The following is a 21364-nucleotide window of genomic DNA, read 5'->3' on the forward strand; positions in this document are numbered from 1 at the left end:
GGCACAACCGTCGACACAGCGTCAGGACAGCATGTCCTGCATGATCTGTTGCAACACATCCAGATCGAATGGCTTGGCCAGGATCGGTGCCTTGCGGGTGATCGGGCTGTCGGTCTCGCGGATTTCCTGTGGGTAGCCGCTGATGAAGATCACCTTGAGTTCCGGTCGCAGCTTCACGGCAGGTTCGGCGATCTGCACGCCAGAAATCCCGCCAGGCAGGCGGAAGTCGGTGATCATCATGTCCAGATTCGGTTTGCTCGCCAGAATCTCAAAGGCCTGCTCACCGTTTTCGGCTTGCAGTACCCGGTAACCTTCACCCGACAAATATGCGGACAGCACCATCAAAATCGAAGGGTCATCCTCAACGATCAGTACCACGTCTTGTGCATCTTCACTCATGGAAAACCTTTGTTCGGTCAATAGCTGCTGATACGACCATATGGTCACTCAGAGGTTGCGTTCATCGGGCTGTTTTCCTACAGCGGCAGACAAACGCGAAACAAGGCGCCTTCGCCAATCCGGCTCTCGACGGTAATGGAGCCGCCATGGGCGGCGACAATCTGCTGCGAAATAAACAACCCCAGGCCCAGCCCCGCCACCACGGCCCGGGTGGAAACCCGCTCGAACTGCTGAAAAATGCGCTGCTGATTCTCTTCACCGATCCCGATACCGCGATCCTGAACCTCAACCCGCGCTTGCCCGAGGTGATTGTACACGCGTACGTCGATCGCGCTCTTGGCACCATAGCGCAACGCATTTGTCAGCAGATTGGAAATTACTTGTTCGATACGAAACTCGTCCCAGTCACCCATCACGGGTTGGTCGGCAATCAAGCTGACTGGCGACTCTGCGGCCTCAATCTGCGGTGCGAAGTTTTGCAAAAGATTCTGCACCAGTTGCACCAGGTCAAACCGACCGGGGCGGATCGACAGCTTGCCGGTGCGGATTCGCGACACATCGAGCATGTCTTCGATCAGGCGGATCAGGCTTTTGATCTGCCGCTCGTCGCGCTCGACCATGGCGTGCATTTTGTCCAGAGTGAACGCCGCGGCGTTATCCCGGGCCAGGTGCATTTTGCGCAACTGGGTTTCGAGGATCAGGCCATTGAGCGGCGTGCGGACTTCGTGCGCGACGATGGACATGAAATCATCGCGCAAGCACACAGCCTGCTTCAGTTCATTCTGGGTGTTCTGCAACTGTTCGAGCAGTGCCTGCTGCTCCCGGCGACTTTGCTCCAGGGCTTCGACCTGCTGTTTCATCGCCTTGCGCTGACGATACAGATCGACGAAGACATTGACCTTGCTCTTGACCGCGTGAACATCCAGCGGCTTGTGCAGAAAGTCCACGGCTCCGCTTTCGTAGCCCTTGAACGCGTAGTTGAGATGACGGCCAGCGGCACTGACGAACACAATCGGGATGTTTTTGGTTTTTTCCGTGCCGCGCATCAACTCGGCCAACTCGAAGCCGTTCATGCCGGGCATCTGCACATCGAGAATGGCCAGCGCGAATTCGTGCTGCAACAACAGCGACAAGGCTTCATCGGCGGACAAGGCCTTGTAGACGATGCGGTCCTCCCACTTGATCAACGCCTCCAGCGCCAGCAAGTTCTCCGGCAGGTCGTCGACGATCAGTAATTTGGCCTGGATGTTACTTAGCATGTGATTCGTTCCCGCTCGACAAGCAGACGGCCGAAGCCCCGATCAGGGTAGCTTCTACACAAGGAATACCTGCACAGTTCATGATTTGCGGTAGATCCTTTCATGTTTGACCAACGGCTCAAATTGATTGCCATAGGCCGAAAAATCCAGGGTTTCCTTACTGCCCAGCGCCAGAAAGCCACGATGACACAAAGATTCATGAAACAAGCCGAACGTTCGATCCTGAAGCTTTTTATTAAAATAAATCAGTACATTACGACACGAAATTAATTGAGTTTCGGAGAATACGCTATCGGTGGCCAGGCTGTGATCGGCGAAGGTCACGTTGTCGCACAGGCTCTTGTCGAAAATCGCGTAGTCATAGGCCGCCGTGTAGTAATCGGCGAACGAGCGCTGACCACCAGCCTGCTGATAGTTGTGAGTGTAGGCGCGAACATTCGCCATGGAGAAAATCCCTTGCCTGGCTTTATCCAGCGAACGCGGGTTGATGTCGGTGGCATAGATGATGGTGCGATCCAGCAAGCCTTCTTCGCGCAGCAGAATCGCCATCGAATAGACCTCTTCGCCGGTGCTGCAGCCGGCAATCCAGACCTTGATCGACGGATAGGTCTTGAGCAGCGGCACCACTTCATCACGCAGGGCCAGGAAGTGCGAAGGGTCGCGAAACATTTCGCTGACCGGGATTGTCAGCAATTGCAGCAGTTGCATGAACGCAGTCGGGTCGTGCAGGACCTTCTCTTGCAGCGCCGAGATGGTATTGCACTCGAACTGGCTCAATGCATGGTTGACCCGGCGCTTGATCGACGCGCCGGAGTAATCACGAAAATCGTAGCTGTACTTGAGGTAGATCGCTTCGATCAACAACCTCATTTCGATTTCGCTGCGCTCCACTAAATGCGTTCCATCTTCGGTAACCACACACGAATCAACGAAAACAGGCGATCCAGGTCGATGGGCTTGGCCAGGTAGTCGTTGGAGCCGGCCTGCAAGCAGCGCTCCTGATCGTCCTTCATGGCCTTGGCCGTCACCGCAATAATCGGCAGTTTGCGCCAGCGCGGGTCCTTGCGGATTTCGAGGGTGGCTTCGAAACCGTCCATTTCCGGCATCATCACGTCCATCAGCACCAGGTCGATGTCCTCGACGTCATTCAATCGCTCAATCGCTTCACGACCGTTACGGCCAATCACCACGACCGCGCCCTTTTGCTCCAGCGCACCGGTCAGGGCAAAGATGTTACGAACATCGTCATCCACCAACAGCACTTTGCGCCCCTCGAACACCTTGTCGCGGCTGCGCGCGGTCTTGAGCATGGTCTGGCGCTCATGGGACAGCCGGGATTCGATCTTGTGCAGAAAGAGGGTCACTTCATCCAGCAACCGCTCGGGCGAACGCGCGCCCTTGATGATGATCGAGCGCGAATACTTGCGCAGCTCGGCCTCTTCGTCCCGGGTCAGGTTGCGCGCGGTATAGACGATCACCGGCGGGAACGAGCAGATATCCTCGCAGGACATGCGCTTGAGCAAGTCGTTGCCGAGCATGTCCGGCAGCTTCAGGTCGATGATCATGCAGTCAAAAATCGTGGTGCGCAGCAAATCGAGTGCATCCTGCGCCAGGCCGACGGCAGTGATTTCGATGTCCTCGTCGCCGATCAATCGGGCAATGCTGTCGCGCTGCACATCATCGTCTTCGACCAGCAATATGCGTTTGACCTTCTGGGTCAGTTTGGCTTCGAGACGGGCAAATACCTCCTTGAGTTCCTCGCGCGTGGTCGGTTTGACTGCATAACCGATGGCGCCCATGTGCATGGCGGCCTCGACACGGTCTTCGACAGAGATCACATGCACGGGAATGTGCCGGGTCTCGGCGTGCTCTTTCAGGCGCTGCAATACCGTCAACCCGGAATGATCCGGCAGGCGCATGTCCAGCAGGATCGCGTCGGGGATGAATTGCCTGGCCAGGTCGTAGCCTTCATCGGCGCCGTGGGCCACCAGGCACTGATAACCCAGTTCATGGGCCAGATCGTAGAGGATTTGTGCAAAGTTCAGCTCATCTTCCACCACAAGGATGCAACGACTGGCGAACGGCGCCTTGTGGCGATCATCGTCGAAACACGCAACATCGACATCGGCCATCAGCGGCACAGCCGCGGTAACCTCGGCGTTTTTCGATGGGAGAGCCGGCATGGCCACCGGCGTGGCTTTCATCGTTTCGACAGGCGTATCGCCCGGTTCGACGTAGTGCTGCGGCAAGACCAGGGTGAACACACTGCCCTGCCCCGGCGTGCTGGTCAGGCTGATGGAGCCGCCCAGCAACGTGGCCAGATCACGAGAAATCGACAGGCCCAGGCCGGTACCGCCGTAACGACGGTTCGTGGTGCCGTCGGCCTGACGGAAGGCTTCGAAAATGCTTTCCTGATGATCCGGCGCAATGCCGATCCCGGAGTCGCGGACGATAAACGCAATGCCATCGGCCGGCTGAGCAGCCACGATCAGGCTGACAGTGCCCTTTTCGGTGAACTTCACCGCGTTGGACAGCAGGTTCTTGATCACTTGCTCCAGGCGCTGGCAGTCGGTGAACAGTCTCAGCGGCGCGTCAGCCCGCAATTCGACTTCAAAATCCAGTTTCTTGTCCGCCGCCAACGGCTCGAACATTCCCCGCAGGCCTTCCACCAGGCGCGCGACGCTGGTGTTCTCCGGACACACCTCAAGCTTGCCGGCCTCAACCTTGGAAATGTCGAGAATGTCGTTGATCAAGTTGAGCAAATCGTTGCCGGCGGAATAGATCGACTCGGCGAACTTGACCTGCTCGGCGCTGAGGTTTCCCTGCGGGTTCTCCGCCAGCAATTTCGCCAGAATCAACGAACTGTTCAGCGGCGTGCGCAGCTCGTGGGACATGTTGGCGAGGAATTCGGACTTGTACTTGCTGGCACGCTGCAATTCTTCGGCGCGGGCCTCAAGCTCAAGTTGGGCCTGATTCAGCTCACTGTTCTTGAGGTCCATGGCGTCGCGCTGCTCAGCCAGGATCTGCGCCTGTTCGGCGAGTTGTTCGTTGGTTTGCTCCAACTCGATCTGCTGGGTTTCGAGGTGAGTCTGGGATTCCTTGAGAACCCGCGACTGCTCTTCCAGCTCTTCGTTGGCGCTCTTGAGTTCCTCTTGCTGAACCTGCAGCTCTTCGTTGAGTTGCTGGGTTTCGGCCAGCACTTCCTGCAAGCGCTGGCGATAACGAGCGGCCTCGATCGAGGTGCCAATGTTGCCGGCGATCAGTTCAAGCAACTCGATGTCACGATCCGCCAGCGGCCGCAGGAAACCCAGCTCGATCACCCCGTTGACCCGATCGTCATCACTGGTCGGCACTACCAGCACACTGTGTGGCAAACCTTCGCCCAGGCCAGAGCTGACTTTGAAGTAGTCGCCTGGCACCTCATCAAGACGAATCAGGCGCGCCTGTTGCGCCACCTGGCCGACAATCCCTTCACCATTGTAAATCTGCTGCTCAAGCGCCTCCTGTTCCCGAGAGAAACCGTATGACGCGATGCGCTTCAGGCCGCCATGCTCCTCACGCACATAGATCGCCGCGACGGCACTGCCGAGGTATTGCGCGCAGAACTGCAGGATATTGCGCCCCAACAGATTGAGCGATAACTGCCCCAAGACTTGCTCGGCCAGTTCGGTCTGGCCGTTGCGCAACCAGGCCTGCTGTTCCAGACGCCGGGCGCTGGCCTGTTGCGCGGCGAGGTTGACGCCAAAGCTGCGGGACAGGTTGAGCAGATCCCGGCGACCAATATAGGCCAGCAATCCACTGATACCGGCCACGAACAACAGATAAAGGGCGATGCTCCAGATGGTGGTGCGCCGCACTTCTTCGTTGCGCGTGGTACGCAACTGCTGCTCCATATCGATCACGTCTTCGAATTGCTTGCGGATCTCATCGGTCAACCGTTTGCCGCGCCCGACTTTGACGACACTGCGGTAATCACCGCCTGCTCGCTGCAAATCGATTATCGATTGCGCGTAATCGGCCCATTCCGTCTGCAAGGCCTGGAGCTGGTGCAGGCGATCGGTCTGCACCGGATTGTCCGCAGTCAGTTCGAGCAAGGTATTGAGAGCGACCGCTATTCTTGGCTTGGCCGTCTCATAGGGCTCAAGAAAATGCTCGTCGCCACTGAGCAGGAAACCGCGCATACCGGTTTCCAGATCGACGGTCAGTTTTACGGCTCCATTGGCATTATTGATCACCCGGTCGGTGTGCTGGACCCACTGGATCACCGACAGCAGATAGGTGATCAGTGAGACGAAGAACACCGCGCTGATGACGCCAACACCCAATGGCAGGCTGACGTTGCGACTCAAGAGTTTACGGAATCGTTGCTCGTCAACCGCAGGCGCAGAGGTCATGGGAAGCCTTGTCGAACTGTTGAAAGCCATCGAGTCTGCCCCAAAACGGCCGAGGGCATCCATTTTTCTGACACGTTTTTCGGCAAAATCCTGCATTTCACTGCCCCGGCACAAAGGAGTGGTTATTCTGTGTGGCTCTTGTGCGGCTATTGTTTCTTGTAACGCCTCGGGAACTTGTCGTGATCCGTCACGTACTCATGCAAGAGCCCGGTGATTTCGATCGACGCTATAGCAAATCCAACCTTTGAGAGCCCCACTATGTCCACCAACACATCCACCATACTAGTCGTTGAAGACGATGCCATCGTGCGCATGCTGATCGTCGATGTGCTGGTGGAACTGGAATACCGGGTACTTGAAGCCGATGGCTGCGAAAAGGCGCTGGATTTCATCAACGATGAGGACCAGTGCATCGACTTGCTGATGACCGATGTGGGGCTGCCAATCATGGACGGTCGGGAGCTGGCCAAGCAGGCGCGCCTGTTGCGTCCGGAGTTGCCGATTCTGTTCGCCAGCGGCTATGCCGAGAGCATCGAAGTGCCTGATGACATGTATGTGATCGGCAAGCCGTTCTCGATTGATCAGTTGCGCGACAAGGTCAAGGACATATTGCCCTGACAGGGCTGTAGGGGGGGAAAGACCCGTATCGCAATGATGGGTCAATTCATTGCGCGCCTTGAAACGCTGGCGAGCCCGCCTTCATCGCGAAAAGTTGCTCTTTTAGATCCAAGGCCGACACATCAGATAAACAAGTAGCGCTACCCACTTTTTAATCGCCAAAGATACTCTTGTCGAGCGCCAGAACATTGGAACAATGAAGTTCCACTCCTGGAGTCCCCTACGACGATTAATTAAATGGATGTTTATGAGCCACGCCCCGGTGCACCCGCCGATTGAAAACACACAGCAACTAAAAGCCACGCAAGCTGAGCGAGAAGACTTTGTCCGCGCCATGGCGCATTACATAAAAGGAATGGAAGGCACGCAAGAGATTGATCTTTCAACATTCTATATTCCGCATCGCCCGAATTCCTTGTTTGATGAAATCTATGGCCCTGCAAAAGAACTACTGGAAAGCACCACCCTTAGTCCTGACTTTATAGCGTCGCGTGAGGCCTGGAGTGCCTCGGACATGTTGCCGCCGTTGCGAGTGGATATCGAGGGCAACCTCCACGCCGGCTCGCAGGGGGGCTGGCATAACTTGATGGAAGACATCAAGTATTTCTCGGAACTCCAGCAGACTTTATCGATTATTGGGGAGATCGCCCTTCACGCGGGCGGGTATATCTATTTCGCTCACGACATCAGTGTTGAACAATGGCTGCGCTTTAATCAGTTGACGGTTCCGACGACGGTTACCGAGGCCGGAAACCTGATTGACTTCCTGGCCCTTGACCTGCCCGCGGGCCCGCCGATCGGCAACTGTTGGCAAGCCGTCTCCGGGCATGAGAACTCGCCTTTTGTACTGAGCAAGATTGAGCGTGGTGAGGTGGCGCGCCTCACTCTGCAAGCGTTCTCGCGCCCCCAGCAAATGCTGGAGGAGCTCGCACGCCCTGTCATCGGCAACAGAACCAGTGATGAAGTGCAAGCCGGCGCGGATTACTTGCTGGACCAGATTCTGGAGACATCAACAGCGATCGAATGGGCCAAAGAGTACCTCAACGTTACAGGCTGGTACGGCGCGCACGAAGACCAGGAACCCCCCAAGGAGCATCTTCAATCGCTACTGGTGGCCGCCATCATACTTGCCATCGACCCATCGGCAGACATCACAGGTACTGAGATCGCCGGCTACGAGCTTTATCAGCCCAGCAATGTCGATCGCAGTCCCGAGGCAGTCCGGGAGGACCTGGACCGGCACCTGGTGGGTCTGGGCCGAGACTCGGGAGTGGCCACCCCGCTTGCCACGTTCATCTTGCTGGCGGGTATTGCGCCGGAATTTCTGGTCCGAGGCCTGCCCACATCGATACGACTTGGAACCCCGGCCTGGGTTGCGCTCACGCAGGCGGTTGCCTTGGCCGAGGCCTATGACCCGGGATCCTCGCGGCTGATGTCCTATGCTGAACTCTTGAAGTTTTCGGCGCTGGAGCCCGTGACCCCGGAACTGGAACTGCTGCACAACGCCTCAACGATCAAGCCCGTCATTAATTGGGCGACCATGAACAAGGTGATCTCTCCTGACGCACACGGCCAGTACGACAAGCCGTCCCTGATCGTCGCGATCGATGCCTATCAACAACATATCAATCGTTTTGACCAGGTCATTCACTCACTCACCTCCCCACTTCCCTCCCGACGAAACATTGCACTTGCTCAATTGCAGAAGGCGTACCCGAACTGCCGTTTTCTGGAGACGGTGAATCTGACCAAGGCCGGCCAGGGCTTTCACCCGGGTCGCGGGTCGACGTTGAAAATGTCCGTCGTTGATTTGCACATGTCTGATGACCTGGTCACTCTGGACTGGAATAGCGCCAATGACATCTACCCGGAACTTCCTGGAATTGAACATCTGACGCCGGCAAACGAATTGTATGAAGTTGCCTTCGATGCCTATCACCAGAACCTGGAAGCCGGCATTCTCACTAATATAAAACTCGCCCTGTCACAGTTGCCGGCACTGGACCGCACTGCACTTCAGATGGGGGAAATCAGTGTTTATACCGTTCGCGAATCGGTGGCGCGTCCCTACACCACACCGGTCAGTAATATCGGGCTTATTGGTGCCGGCATTCAACCGACCCACTACAAGGAAACCCAACAGGATAAAGACGCAGCCACTTGCCGTTACGCGGTGATCATCACCGCATCTTACCAAGGGAAAGTTGACTGCTATGAGCTCTTCACCCTGCGTGGCGAATGTCGAAAGAACAACGCCTTGGGCCGATTGATTGTCAGTTCTGGAAAGATCAATTCACCGGCCCGGGTGGACTTCACCGGGAACATCACCGAGCCAACCCCGGCGGTGAGCCCATTTCAGATGCCCATTGATTTTCTCGCTTACAGCCAGGGCGTTGAACCACGCGAGGGTATCTCGAGCAGGGCCGTGATCGAAAAACTCGGAATGATCGCCGCCCCCCTGTCGGGAGCCCCGTCGATCGGCAGTCAGTACCAGAGCTTTCTCAATGAGCAACTGGAAAAACTGGCCCTTTTCATCGTCCAGCACCGCCCCTTCGCGAGCTATGAAGAACTCAAGCGCAATGGTGAAGGACGAACCGCACTGGAGCTGGAGCGCGACAAAGCAGAGAAAATCAAGACCTTCATCATTGATTTGGTCGTGCCATTCAAAAAATGTATTGAAGACCTGTCATCGGACAGCAGCACCACCCGGGCCGAAGGCGCTGTCGGCTGCATACTCGATGGCCTGGCGGTGGTCGGCACGGTGATCGGCGTCAGCGCAAAACTCACCAGTGCCGCCTCGAAAACGGCCTCATTTGCGTCAAGGTCCGCCCAACTCGGCAAACTCACCGCACGCTTGACGGTTTCTCTCTTGAACCCGCTGGATGGCGCACCTGATTTGCTCTTCAGCGGTGCACACCTGATCAAGAAAGGCGCATTGCAATTCAGCAAACACAGCCTGGCGGCCATCGAGGCGGCGACATTTCAAGTCCGCCGACTCACGGGCAGCGCCCAAACCTATGACTTGATCAAAGCAGCCAATCGCACAGACATCCTGCAGGGCTCCTGGAAAAAACTGGGCGATACAGGCGAGCCTGCCCATCTGTTGATTGTCGAAAAACGCGGAGACTGGTACGCCCTCAACGTAAAAACGGGTTCGCCATGGGGGGCGCCACTGAGAAACCTGAAATTGACGGACTTCATTCCCGTTCGCGGATGGCATCGACTGCTGCCGAAAAATTACAGCCGCGCGATCATCAAGAATGCTCTGCCTGTTGCGCGAAATAAAGTCAGCAATGCGATAGAGGTATTAACCAGTCGTCTTCACGACACTGACAGGAAATTCGTCTACCGGACATTTTTCGGTGACGATTCGTCCGCGATTGCCGAACGATACCTGGACGATCTTCTGTTGATCAAAGATGACCTTGATGCGATCAAGACCACCAACTTCACCATCGAGGCCACCACCCCAAAGTCGGTCATAGGCGGGTTATACCCCGGCAAGTATCGAAGCTGGCAAGCCGCATCCAAGGCCGACGCCCCCCTTGAAGAGTTCATCGTATTTTATGCGGACCACCTGAACGACTTTTACCGCAGCGTTAAATATGACAACAGTGCAATCGCCGACGTGTTGATCCATGAGATGTCCCATGGAGGTCCCGACACTCTGGACTTCTTCTATGCACAAAAATCGCAAAAACATGCCTTGAAGTCGGGTGAAGTGGACGTAGCCGAGTTGTTGAATCTGGCCAAAGGTCGCACGCACATCGACCTTTCCAGCAAGCTGGCAGGTGCCGATGCCCCCATATTGCTGGATCCTCCGGCATTCATTCCTTCGGAGCTTTTCCATACGGCGCCTGCTTTGCTCAACGCCGACTCCCAGTCAATGGTGACGTCACTGTTGAGCCAGTTGAAGACCAACGCCCCAGCGTTCTACGACAACCTGTCGGCGTTGCGCCGTGCGTTGAAAAATGCCGGTTCAGGCCGGGTCGTCGACCCTGTTCGAATCAACCTGGGAAAATCCTCGCAACTGTTGTCGTGACGCACTGAGGCGGTGTGATCGCGAGCACTGTCCCTGGCGCAGGATGGCGGACGGAAAAGCACTGCGGGCTGTGGTTTAATTACGGCCTTCGTCTTCTCCCCCGCCCTTTTCCCGCCTCAAGGAACGCCCTTACATGATCCAGCCCCACGCAACCAAAGTCCTTGTCATTGGTTACGTCTGGCCCGAGCCCCGTTCTTCGGCGGCCAGCGGGCATGTGATGCAAATCCTCGATACGTTCTTGCAGCAAGGCTGGGACATTACCTTCAGCAGTCCGGCTGGCACCGGTGAGCATCGTGCGGACCTGACCGCGCTGGGCATCCGCGAAGTGCCGATCGAATTGAACAACAGCAGCTTCGATGCGTTTATCAGTGAACTCGCACCGGATATTGTCCTGTTCGACCAGTTCATGATGGAAGAACAGTTCGGTTGGCGAGTCGAAAAACACTGCCCCGATGCCTTGCGCGTGCTTGAGACCTCTGACCTGCAAAGCCTTCGTCATGCACGGCATCAGCGGCTCAAGGAACGCTTGAAGGCGAGTAACGACGCCAACGATTTCAGCGAGCTATTCGCGCCAGCCTTGCATGAAGAGTTCCAGCTCATGGCCGATACCGATCTCGCCAAACGGGAGATTGCTGCGCTGTACCGTTGCGACTTGAACCTGATGATCTCTGAAGTGGAGATCGATTTGCTGGTCGAGCAGTTCAAGCTGCCGCGCAACTTGCTGCACTGGTGTCCGCTGATGGTCGAACCTGCGAGCGTACCGCCGACAGCCTTTGAAGATCGGGCGCACTTTCTCAGCATCGGCAATTTTCGACATGCGCCTAACTGGGATGCGGTGCTCTGGATGAAAACAACCATCTGGCCGTTGATCCGCGAGCAACTGCCCACGGCTCAGTTGCATATCTACGGCGCTTACACGCCACCCAAGGCTACCGCGCTGCACAACCCGGCCCAGGGTTTTCATGTCATGAACTGGGCAGAAGATGCTTTGCAAGTGATGTCGGCGGCACGCATTTGTCTGGCGCCTCTGCGCTTCGGTGCCGGTATTAAAGGCAAGATTGTCGACGCCATGCTGTGCGGCACACCCACGGTTACAACGCCTATCGGTGCCGAAGCAATGCACGGCGAACATCCGTGGCCAGGCGCCGTGACCCGGACGGCACAGGAGTTCGCCGATTATGCGGTGCAACTGTATAAGGATGATGCACTCTGGACGGCCGCCCAATCCCTCGGGCAGCGTTTATTGGCCGATCGATATAAAGCGTCGGAACATGGCCCGGCATTGATCGAGAAGTTATTGTACTGCCAGCAACATTTGCCACAACGTAGACGCGATAACTTTACGGGCAGCATGTTACGCCATCACCACCACAAAAGTACGCAATACATGGCGCAATGGATTGAGGCGAAAAACCGAAACCTCGCTTAAGCCAAGTAACTAACTACACATATCTTGCATTATCACAACTGTTGATCACTTCTATTTTCTTCCTTATAAATCATTGATCGAAGTGACAAACATTAAATTCGATCAACCGATAACACCTATAAAACAATGCAAGGATGCATTACATGGACAACGTTATTCAGCACAACTACGCATTTAGAAACTGGATGGCCGCCGCGCCAGCGATTGATACTTTGTCGCTCGCCGAATTGACACTACCAGGCACCCATAACGCCGGCAGCGACTGGAAGGCGTCCTGGCCGCTGATCCCGGGCGCCCATTGGCTCGCGTGTCAGCACGAATCGTTTTACTCACAACTGCGCCACGGTTCCCGAGTGCTTGACATCCGCTTGACGTATGACGCCAGTGCGCCGGGGCTCGGCAAGTTCTGCATTCATCACAACGGCTACCGTAACGGCCGCACGTTTGGGCACCTTGTCAACGACGTAGAAACATTTCTGCAAGAAAACCCCAATGAATTCATCATCCTGGACTTTCATGAGTTGCATGGGGACTCCTTTGATTACGCTTACTTCAATAAGATGGTGGTCCATTTCCTTGGGCGCCGTTTGATTCCCAACCAAAATCGCTCGTTGAGCATCGGCCAACTCAAACGTCTCAGCGGCAGCCAACGCGTTGTGGTGGCTGCGCCTTGGCACTGGGCAATTGACAAGAACGTGTTCATTCAGCAAATCGAGCACAAATGGTCTGGCAACGGCATCACCAGTGCCGCCGAGTTGGAGCAGCACATTATAAAAGTGTTGAAATATCCGCCAGGCACATGGGCACCATGGTCCCTGTCCGCGACCAGCTATAGCGCTCTCGGTGGTCCGGTAGATATTCACGATGAGCTGAATTCGTGGTTTGCCCCGAATAAAAGCGACTGGGCAACACGGTGCAATATTATCAACGTCGATTTCATTGAAGAAAGCAACATTGTTTCATATTGCCTGACCGCGAACCTGAGTAAAGCGGCCAAGCGAGCCAACTAGTTGCGGCGCCATTAAAGGGTTATTTCTTGTGCAAGTATTTCCGTGACTGGCGATGCTGTCGCGCACTTCTATGCTGGGTCATGCAAGCCTTTCTACACAGGCGAGTAATAGCGGAATGGCACGCAGCCACATCCGACACATGAATTTCGTCGCCGCCATGGAGGAGACGATTCAACGACAAGGAACGGTCATGACCCACAACGCAGCAATCACGCTGGATAAACAAACGTGGATGAGTAATGTCCTCGACATCAATCGTATAAAACTGACGGATGTTATCTGGCCCGGCGCCCATAACGCCGGCATGGATAAACAGGCACCTAATTATGAGGTAGTCGTCGGCAACTGGACGACCTGTCAAAACGGTTCATTTGCCTGGCAACTGTCCAATGGTGCACGGGCATTCGATATCCGCTTGGGCTACACCGAGGCGGCTGATCAATCAATCTTCTATTTCCATCACAATGGCTACCAATCCCACCGAGTCCTCGATGAACTCATCAGCGCAGTTTCATCTTTCCTGGATCGTCATCCGGATGAATTTGTGGTTTTGGACTTTCATCAGCTAGGAGACGGTAATAAACGCTTCGACTATCAGAAGCTCAATGAGCTTCTGATCAGCCAACTCGGACAGCGAGTAATACCGCCCGACAACGCCACAAAAACGATCGGCGAGCTCAAGCGGATCAGTGCCCGCCGCCGGGTGATATTAGCGGCGCCCGTACGACGGGAACTGGATGAGGATTATTTCTGGCCGCGCATTGCACACAAATGGATCAACAGGCGGTTTACCGACACCGAGGACTTGAAAACCCATATTTCCAACACGCTCAAAGACGCGCCTTACGAATCATTCCTATGGTCGTTATCGGCCACCAGCTACGCGTTTCTGGGGGGGCCTCAAGACATCAAAAACCACATCAATGACTGGTTCAACCCCACCCGGGACTGGGTGACGCGCTGCAGCATCATCAATACCGACTTTTTCGACCAGTCAGAGATCGTTCGTTATTGCTGGACGGCCACCAGCATGAAAGCCGTTTACGGCCATGCGTTGCATGATCGGGAGCCGGCTTGATGCCTGGGGTGCTGCACGCTGGCATTACCTGGTCGGAAAGAGGCATGATCAGGGTGCAATGACAATAAAAAGCGCCCTGACATGACCCGAACAGCCAGAGTCACCGATCCTTCCTACGAATTGATGGACGACCACAACGGGTTGTCCATCATCTATCGCCAGCACGGATTCCCCTGTCCCCTGGTGCGCTGGCATTTCCACAAGGAATACGAACTGCACCTGATCGTCGCCAGCTCCGGCAAGGTGTTCATCGGTGACTACATCGGTAACTTCTACCCGGAAACGCTGTTCCTGACCGGCCCCAACCTGCCCCACAACTGGATCAGCCAGGTGGCCGAAGACGAAGTGGTGCCCAAGCGCGACATGTTGGTCAATTTCACTGATGAACTGTTCGAAAGCGGTCATCAGGTATTTGCCGAACTCAAGACCCTTACGCCTTTGCTGGAGCGTGCACAGTACGGCATCGAATTTCGTTGCAAGCGCACGATCCGCCAGGCCATGACCTTGATGCAACGGATTGCCGACACCCGAGGCATGACCCGACTTGGGCATTTTTTCATTCTGCTGGAATTGCTGGCGGCGTCCGATGACTATCAGTTGCTGTCCGGTGCCACAACGCCGCAATTGGCCGACGAACACAATATCGACCGTACCAACCGCGCAGTGGACTACATTTTTGCCCATTACGCCCGGGGTTTGACGCTGGAAGAGGTGGCCGAGCATTTGGGCCTCAAGCCGACCTACTTCAGCCGAGTGTTCAAACAGGCTACAGGCCGCTGCTTCATCGAGTTCGTCAATCGCCTGCGCATCAGCAAATCCTGCGAGCTGCTGGCCGATGGCGATAAAACGGTGACCGATGTGTGTTTCGAGTCGGGCTTCAATAATATTTCCAACTTCAATCGGCGCTTTCAACAACTCAAGGGCATGACGCCGTCGCACTACCGGCGGTTGGCGGTGCAGCGGTTGACTGAGCAAAACCTGGGCTGAATTTTAGATCGCCTTCGCGGGCAAGCCTCGCTCCTACAGCAGCAGGCTTGCCCGCGAAGAGGCCGATGAAACCTGTACAAATTCAATGACCGCTCGCCTCTGCAAAGCCTGTCCTTGCATCTCCCCCGCCAAAGCCCAGTGCAAAAAAGTATCGATCACAGTGCGATGGATGATTTGTCAGCCCATCAATTGAAGGCTGTAATCGGTACACATTCTTCCCTCCGCTGGAAGACACAAAAACAATAACTGTCCTTCTGTAGCCCTTGGGTGCAGAAAAGGAGTGCACGATGCAACCTTCTGTAAAAGCTCTGCTTGCCCTCACCTGCATCACCGTCAGCAGCGTTAGCCTCGGCGCTCAGACCCTGACCATCGCCACCGTCAACAACAGCGACATGATCCGCATGCAAAAGCTCTCGAAAACCTTCGAGGCCGAGCACCCGGACATCAAACTCAATTGGGTGGTGCTTGAAGAAAACGTCCTGCGCCAACGCCTGACCACCGACATTGCGACCCAGGGCGGGCAGTTCGATGTGTTGACCATCGGCATGTACGAAGCTGCACTCTGGGGTGCCAAGGGTTGGCTGGAACCGATGAAGGACTTGCCGGCCAGCTACGCCCTCGACGACGTTTTCCCTTCGGTGCGTGAAGGCCTTTCGGTCAAGGGCACGCTCTATGCCCTGCCGTTCTACGCTGAAAGCTCCATCACCTATTACCGCACCGACCTGTTCAAGGATGCCGGGCTGACCATGCCGGAACGCCCGACCTGGGAACAGATCGGCGAATTCGCCAGCAAACTCACCCATAAAGATAAAGAACAGTACGGCATCTGCCTGCGGGGCAAGGCTGGCTGGGGCGAAAACATGGCGCTGATTACCACTGTCGCCAACGCCTATGGCGCTCGCTGGTTCGATGAGAAATGGCAGCCGGAATTCACCGGCCCTGAGTGGAAAAATGCGCTGAACTTCTACGTCGACACCATGAAAAAGTCCGGCCCACCCGGCGCGTCGAGCAATGGCTTCAACGAGAACCTGGCGCTGTTCAACAGCGGTAAGTGCGCGATCTGGGTCGATGCCAGTGTGGCCGGCTCATTCGTGACCGACAAAACCCAAAGCAAGGTCAGCGACCACGTCGGCTTTACCTACGCACCGCATCAGGTCACCGACAAAGGTTCGGCCTGGCTGTATTCCTGGGCGCTGGCCATCCCGACCAGTTCCAAAGCCAAGGAAGCGGCGAAAACCTTCAGCGCCTGGGCCACATCCAGGGAATATGGTGCTCTGGTCGCGGAGAAAGACGGCATCGCCAACGTACCGCCAGGCACTCGCGCCTCGACCTACTCCGAGGCCTACATGAATGCCGCGCCGTTCGCCAAGGTGACGCTGGAATCGCTGAAAGCCGCTGACCCTAGCAAACCGTCCCTCAAGCCCGTGCCCTACATCGGCATCCAGCTGGTGACCATTCCTGAATTCCAGGCCGTAGGCACCCAGGTCGGCAAGCTGTTCTCGGCCGCATTGATCGGCCAGACCACGGTCGATCAGGCCCTGACCGCCGCCCAGTCAACCACCGAACGTGAGATGAAGCGCGCCGGTTATCCCAAATAACCAGCGCCCCCATGTGGTAGCGAGGCTTGTGTGGTGAGGGGGCTTGCCCCCTCACCACACAAGCCTCGCTACCACAGTTGATCTTCATTTGTCTGTTCCCAATCGGTTCTGATCGCCATGAATACTTCAACCACTGTCAAAGCTCACATGGACATCCCGCAACCGGTGCGTAAAAGCCGGTTGGCCAACCCCGGCTGGTTTCTGGTCAGCCCCTCGGTGGCGTTGCTGCTGCTGTGGATGATCGTGCCGCTGGGCATGACCGTTTACTTTTCGATGATCCGCTACAACCTCCTCTACCCCGGTGAAAACGAATTCGTGGGGCTGGAGAACTTCAGCTACTTCCTGAGTGATTCGGGTTTCCTGCCCGGCGCCACCAACACCCTGTTGCTGGTGGGCAGCGTGTTGCTGATCAGCGTCGTGTTCGGCGTGTTGATCAGCGCGTTGCTGGAGGCCAGTGAGTTTCTCGGTCGCGGCATCGTGCGGGTGATGTTGATCTCGCCGTTCTTCATCATGCCCACCGTCGGTGCGCTGATCTGGAAGAACCTGATCTTTCACCCGGTCTCGGGGATTCTTGCCTATATCTGGAAGCTGTTCGGCGCGCAGCCGGTGGACTGGCTGGCGCACTACCCGCTGCTGTCGATCATCATCATTGTGTCCTGGCAATGGCTGCCCTTCGCGGTCCTGATTTTGATGACTGCCATGCAGTCCCTCGACCAGGAACAGAAAGAAGCCGCGCGCCTGGACGGTGCCGGCCCGATCGCCATCTTCTGGCACCTGACCTTGCCGCACCTGGCGCGGCCGATTGCGGTGGTGGTGATGATCGAAACCATCTTCCTGCTGTCGGTGTTCGCCGAAATCTTCACCACCACCAACGGCGGCCCCGGCTACGCCTCGACCAACCTCGCCTACCTGATCTACAACCAGGCGCTGGTGCAGTTCGACGTTGGCATGGCGTCCGCCGGTGGTTTGATCGCGGTGGTAATTGCCAACATCGCGGCCATCGTGCTGGTGCGCATGATCGGCAAAAACCTGACAGACAAAGCCTGAGGCCTGCGCCATGACTCTTCAACAATCCCGTCGCCTGCAAAGCCTGCTGCTCGGCACCCTGGCCTGGGCCATCGCAATCCTGATTTTCTTCCCGATCTTCTGGATGGTGCTGACCAGTTTCAAGACCGAAATCGACGCATTCGCCACGCCGCCGCAGTTCATCTTCACGCCGACGCTGGAAAACTACCTGCACATCAACGAGCGCAGCGATTACTTCAGCTTCGCCTGGAACTCGGTGGTGATTTCTTTCAGCGCCACCGCTTTGTGCCTGCTGATTGCGGTGCCGGCGGCCTACTCCATGGCGTTCTACGAAACCCAACGCACCAAAGGCACGCTGCTGTGGATGCTCTCCACCAAGATGCTGCCGCCGGTGGGCGTGCTGATGCCGATCTACCTGTTGGCCAAGAGCTTTAGCCTGCTGGATACGCGAATCGCGCTGATCGTGATCTACACACTGATCAACCTGCCGATCGTGGTCTGGATGATTTACACCTACTTCAAAGACATCCCCAAGGACATCCTCGAAGCGGCACGCCTGGATGGCGCCACGTTATGGCAGGAAATGGTCCGGGTGCTGCTGCCGATCGCGAAGGGCGGCCTGGCTTCCACGGTTTTACTGTCGCTGATCCTGTGCTGGAACGAGGCGTTCTGGTCGCTGAACCTGACCTCATCGAAAGCCGCGCCACTGACCGCGTTGATCGCCTCGTACTCAAGCCCCGAAGGTTTGTTCTGGGCCAAATTGTCGGCGGTGTCGACCCTGGCTTGTGCGCCGATCCTGATCTTCGGCTGGATCAGCCAAAAACAATTGGTCCGCGGCCTGTCGTTTGGCGCTGTGAAATAGCCCTTAAAGAACAAACATAAAGGAGCGCCATCATGGCCAACCTGAAAATAAAAAATCTGCAAAAAGGCTTCGAAGGTTTTTCCATCATCAAAGGCATCGACCTGGAAGTGAACGACAAGGAATTCGTGGTGTTCGTCGGCCCGTCGGGTTGCGGCAAGTCCACCCTGCTGCGGCTGATCGCTGGCCTTGAGGAAGTCAGCGGCGGCACCATCGAGCTCGATGGCCGCGACATCACCGAAGTCAGCCCGGCCAAGCGCGACCTGGCGATGGTGTTCCAGACCTACGCCCTGTACCCGCACATGAGCGTGCGCAAAAACATGTCGTTCGCCCTCGACCTGGCCGGTGTCGCGAAAGCCGAAGTCGAGAAGAAGGTCGGTGAAGCAGCGCGCATTCTGGAACTCGGGCCGATGCTCGAACGTAAACCCAAACAACTGTCCGGCGGCCAGCGTCAGCGCGTGGCGATCGGCCGCGCCATCGTGCGCAACCCGAAAATCTTCCTGTTCGACGAACCGCTGTCCAACCTCGACGCCGCCCTGCGGGTGCAGATGCGCCTGGAACTGTTGCGCCTGCACAAAGAACTGCAAGCCACCATGATCTACGTGACCCACGATCAGGTCGAAGCCATGACCATGGCCGACAAAGTCGTCGTGCTCAATGGCGGCAAGATCGAGCAGGTCGGGTCGCCACTGGACCTGTATCACCAGCCGGCCAACCTGTTTGTCGCAGGCTTTCTCGGCACACCGAAAATGGGCTTCCTCAAAGGTAAAGTCACCCGTGTTGAAAGCCGGGGCTGCGAAGTGCTGCTGGACGCCGGCACCCGCATCACCCTGCCGCTGAGCGCTGCCAACCTGAGCGTCGGCGGCGCGGTGACGCTGGGCATTCGCCCGGAACACCTGGAGTTGGCGCAACCTGGCGACTGCACGTTGCAAGTCACCGCCGATGTCAGCGAACGTTTGGGCAGCGACACCTTCTGCCATGTGCTGACGTCGTCCGGCGAAGCGCTGACCATGCGTGTTCGCGGTGATCTGGCCAGCCGTTATGGCGAAACCCTGAGCCTGCACCTGGACGCCGAACACTGCCATTTATTCGATGCCGACGGCGTGGCGCTGACCCGCCCACTGCGCGCCGCGGCCTGATATCAGAGAACATTCGATGAAACTGAATAAGTCCAACCTCAACCGCCTCGCCCCCGAGGTGGCCCTGCCCGCCTACACCCTGAGCGACACCCGCCAGGGCATCGCGCACATTGGCGTCGGCGGTTTCCACCGCGCGCATCAGGCGTACTACACCGACGCCTTGATGAACACCGGCGAAGCACTGGACTGGGCCATCTGCGGGGTTGGCCTGCGCGCCGAAGACCGTCGTGCCCGGGACGATCTCAAAGAACAGGATTACCTGTTCACCCTGTTTGAACTGGGCGATACCGACGACACCGAAGTGCGGGTCATCGGCGCTATCCGCGACATGCTGCTGGCCGAAGACAGCGCCGAAGCGCTGATCGATAAACTGGCCAGCCCCGAAATCCGCATCGTCTCGCTGACCATCACCGAGGGCGGCTACTGCATCGACGACAGCAACGGCGAGTTCATGGCGCACCTGCCGCAGATCCAGCACGACCTGGCCAACCCGAACGCACCGAAAACCGTGTTCGGCTTCCTCTGCGCTGCGCTGGCCAAACGGCGTGCAGCCGGCACCCCCGCGTTTACGCTGATGTCCTGCGATAACCTGCCGCACAACGGCGCGGTGACCCGTAAAGCCTTGCTCGCATTCGCCGCCCTGCGCGATGCCGATTTGCACGACTGGATCGAGTGCAACGTCAGCTTTCCCAACGCCATGGTCGACCGCATCACACCGATGACCAGCACCGAGCATCGCCTGCAACTGCACGACAAACACAGCATCGACGACGCCTGGCCGGTGGTCTGCGAACCGTTTGTGCAATGGGTGCTGGAAGACAAATTCGTCAACGGTCGTCCGGCCTGGGAAAAGGTCGGCGTGCAGTTCACCGACGACGTCACGCCTTACGAAGAGATGAAGATCAAACTGCTCAACGGCAGCCACCTGGCCCTGACCTATCTGGGTTTTTTGAAGGGTTACCGCTTCGTTCACGAAACCATGAACGACCCGCTGTTCGTGCGCTACATGCGCGCCTACATGGACCTGGACGTGACGCCGCAACTGGCGCCAGTGCCAGGGATCGACCTGACCGAGTACAAAAACACCCTGGTGGCGCGCTTCTCCAACCAGGCGATTGCCGATCAACTGGAGCGGGTGTGTTCGGACGGCTCATCGAAGTTTCCGAAATTCACCGTGCCGACTCTCAACCGCTTGATCGCCGACGGCCGCGAAACCAAGCGTGCGGCGCTGGTGGTGGCAGCGTGGGCGCTGTACCTCAAAGGCGTGGATGAGAATGGTCACACCTTTTCGATTCCTGATCCGCGGGCGGCGTTCTGTCAGGCGCTGGTGAGCGATGATGCGTTGATCACTCAGCGGCTGCTGGACGTTGAGGAGATTTTCGGCACGGCGATACCGCGTTCGCCAGAGTTCGTCGCAGCGTTCGAGTGGTGCTGCAACAGCTTGCGCGAGGTTGGGGTGACGCGGACGCTGGAGCGGGTGTTGGCCTGAGCCCTGTGGTGTGATTGCTGTCGTCATCGCGGGCAAG

The 21364-nt window shown here is 56.9% G+C and carries 15 protein-coding genes; 11 read left to right on the plus strand and 4 right to left on the minus strand.

Annotation, left to right across the window (positions count from 1 at the left end):
- Window positions 1-21: 21 nt before the first annotated feature.
- The 4 genes from J3D54_RS24115 to J3D54_RS24130 form a co-directional block, all read right to left on the minus strand.
- On the minus strand, window positions 22-399 hold the full coding sequence (locus J3D54_RS24115; RefSeq protein WP_018926027.1) for a response regulator: 378 nt from the start codon (window positions 397-399) through the stop codon (window positions 22-24).
- Window positions 400-476: 77 nt separating this feature from the next.
- Window positions 477-1658, minus strand: coding sequence for a hybrid sensor histidine kinase/response regulator (locus J3D54_RS24120; RefSeq protein ID WP_253423577.1), 1182 nt, complete (start codon window positions 1656-1658; stop codon window positions 477-479).
- Window positions 1659-1736: 78 nt separating this feature from the next.
- Window positions 1737-2528: a protein-glutamate O-methyltransferase CheR gene (locus tag J3D54_RS24125; protein WP_253423580.1), complete on the minus strand. Its 792-nt coding sequence runs from the start codon at window positions 2526-2528 to the stop codon at window positions 1737-1739.
- Window positions 2529-2548: 20 nt separating this feature from the next.
- A complete protein-coding gene (locus J3D54_RS24130; RefSeq protein WP_253423583.1) occupies window positions 2549-6052 on the minus strand; it encodes a response regulator in 3504 nt (1167 codons plus the stop codon).
- A 258-nt stretch (window positions 6053-6310) separates the two neighbouring features.
- Here J3D54_RS24130 and J3D54_RS24135 point away from each other — a divergent pair, with 258 nt between their 5' ends.
- The 11 genes from J3D54_RS24135 to J3D54_RS24185 all read left to right on the plus strand — a co-directional run bounded on the left by J3D54_RS24135 (window position 6311) and on the right by J3D54_RS24185 (window position 21327).
- Window positions 6311-6670 (plus strand): response regulator, encoded by a 360-nt coding sequence (locus tag J3D54_RS24135; protein ID WP_253423586.1) that lies wholly within the window; start codon window positions 6311-6313, stop codon window positions 6668-6670.
- A 247-nt stretch (window positions 6671-6917) separates the two neighbouring features.
- Window positions 6918-10712: a hypothetical protein gene (locus tag J3D54_RS24140; protein ID WP_253423589.1), complete on the plus strand. Its 3795-nt coding sequence runs from the start codon at window positions 6918-6920 to the stop codon at window positions 10710-10712.
- 133 nt (window positions 10713-10845) lie between these two features.
- A complete protein-coding gene (locus J3D54_RS24145; protein ID WP_253423592.1) occupies window positions 10846-12141 on the plus strand; it encodes a glycosyltransferase in 1296 nt (431 codons plus the stop codon).
- A gap of 143 nt (window positions 12142-12284) precedes the next feature.
- Window positions 12285-13151, plus strand: a complete 867-nt coding sequence (locus J3D54_RS24150; RefSeq protein ID WP_253423595.1) for a phosphatidylinositol-specific phospholipase C domain-containing protein — start codon at window positions 12285-12287, stop codon at window positions 13149-13151.
- Between the two features lie 190 nt (window positions 13152-13341).
- Window positions 13342-14229: a phospholipase gene (locus J3D54_RS24155; protein WP_253423597.1), complete on the plus strand. Its 888-nt coding sequence runs from the start codon at window positions 13342-13344 to the stop codon at window positions 14227-14229.
- Between the two features lie 81 nt (window positions 14230-14310).
- A complete protein-coding gene (locus J3D54_RS24160) occupies window positions 14311-15216 on the plus strand; it encodes an AraC family transcriptional regulator (protein WP_253423600.1) in 906 nt (301 codons plus the stop codon).
- A gap of 287 nt (window positions 15217-15503) precedes the next feature.
- Window positions 15504-16814, plus strand: a complete 1311-nt coding sequence (locus J3D54_RS24165) for a sugar ABC transporter substrate-binding protein (RefSeq protein WP_253423603.1) — start codon at window positions 15504-15506, stop codon at window positions 16812-16814.
- Window positions 16815-16961: 147 nt separating this feature from the next.
- Window positions 16962-17861, plus strand: a complete 900-nt coding sequence (locus J3D54_RS24170) for a carbohydrate ABC transporter permease (RefSeq protein WP_253426741.1) — start codon at window positions 16962-16964, stop codon at window positions 17859-17861.
- 10 nt (window positions 17862-17871) lie between these two features.
- Window positions 17872-18702 (plus strand): carbohydrate ABC transporter permease, encoded by an 831-nt coding sequence (locus J3D54_RS24175; RefSeq protein ID WP_253423606.1) that lies wholly within the window; start codon window positions 17872-17874, stop codon window positions 18700-18702.
- A gap of 32 nt (window positions 18703-18734) precedes the next feature.
- Entirely contained in the window at window positions 18735-19838 is a 1104-nt protein-coding gene (locus tag J3D54_RS24180; protein WP_253423609.1) for an ABC transporter ATP-binding protein, read from the plus strand.
- Between the two features lie 16 nt (window positions 19839-19854).
- Entirely contained in the window at window positions 19855-21327 is a 1473-nt protein-coding gene (locus tag J3D54_RS24185; RefSeq protein WP_253423612.1) for a mannitol dehydrogenase family protein, read from the plus strand.
- The last annotated feature ends 37 nt before the right edge of the window (window positions 21328-21364 follow it).

Origin of the sequence: Pseudomonas sp. GGS8, from assembly GCF_024168645.1 — a bacterium.
Lineage (GTDB): Bacteria > Pseudomonadota > Gammaproteobacteria > Pseudomonadales > Pseudomonadaceae > Aquipseudomonas.

What these genes read in the sequence shown, in the direction of transcription:
- J3D54_RS24115 (WP_018926027.1), bottom strand. Translation starts at nt 399, where the DNA reads ATGAGTGAAGATGCACAAGACGTGGTACTGATCGTTGAGGATGACCCT.
- J3D54_RS24120 (WP_253423577.1), bottom strand. Translation starts at nt 1,658, where the DNA reads ATGCTAAGTAACATCCAGGCCAAATTACTGATCGTCGACGACCTGCCG.
- J3D54_RS24125 (WP_253423580.1), bottom strand. Translation starts at nt 2,528, where the DNA reads ATGAGGTTGTTGATCGAAGCGATCTACCTCAAGTACAGCTACGATTTT.
- J3D54_RS24130 (WP_253423583.1), bottom strand. Translation starts at nt 6,052, where the DNA reads ATGACCTCTGCGCCTGCGGTTGACGAGCAACGATTCCGTAAACTCTTG.
- J3D54_RS24135 (WP_253423586.1), top strand. Translation starts at nt 6,311, where the DNA reads ATGTCCACCAACACATCCACCATACTAGTCGTTGAAGACGATGCCATC.
- J3D54_RS24140 (WP_253423589.1), top strand. Translation starts at nt 6,918, where the DNA reads ATGAGCCACGCCCCGGTGCACCCGCCGATTGAAAACACACAGCAACTA.
- J3D54_RS24145 (WP_253423592.1), top strand. Translation starts at nt 10,846, where the DNA reads ATGATCCAGCCCCACGCAACCAAAGTCCTTGTCATTGGTTACGTCTGG.
- J3D54_RS24150 (WP_253423595.1), top strand. Translation starts at nt 12,285, where the DNA reads ATGGACAACGTTATTCAGCACAACTACGCATTTAGAAACTGGATGGCC.
- J3D54_RS24155 (WP_253423597.1), top strand. Translation starts at nt 13,342, where the DNA reads ATGACCCACAACGCAGCAATCACGCTGGATAAACAAACGTGGATGAGT.
- J3D54_RS24160 (WP_253423600.1), top strand. Translation starts at nt 14,311, where the DNA reads ATGACCCGAACAGCCAGAGTCACCGATCCTTCCTACGAATTGATGGAC.
- J3D54_RS24165 (WP_253423603.1), top strand. Translation starts at nt 15,504, where the DNA reads ATGCAACCTTCTGTAAAAGCTCTGCTTGCCCTCACCTGCATCACCGTC.
- J3D54_RS24170 (WP_253426741.1), top strand. Translation starts at nt 16,962, where the DNA reads ATGGACATCCCGCAACCGGTGCGTAAAAGCCGGTTGGCCAACCCCGGC.
- J3D54_RS24175 (WP_253423606.1), top strand. Translation starts at nt 17,872, where the DNA reads ATGACTCTTCAACAATCCCGTCGCCTGCAAAGCCTGCTGCTCGGCACC.
- J3D54_RS24180 (WP_253423609.1), top strand. Translation starts at nt 18,735, where the DNA reads ATGGCCAACCTGAAAATAAAAAATCTGCAAAAAGGCTTCGAAGGTTTT.
- J3D54_RS24185 (WP_253423612.1), top strand. Translation starts at nt 19,855, where the DNA reads ATGAAACTGAATAAGTCCAACCTCAACCGCCTCGCCCCCGAGGTGGCC.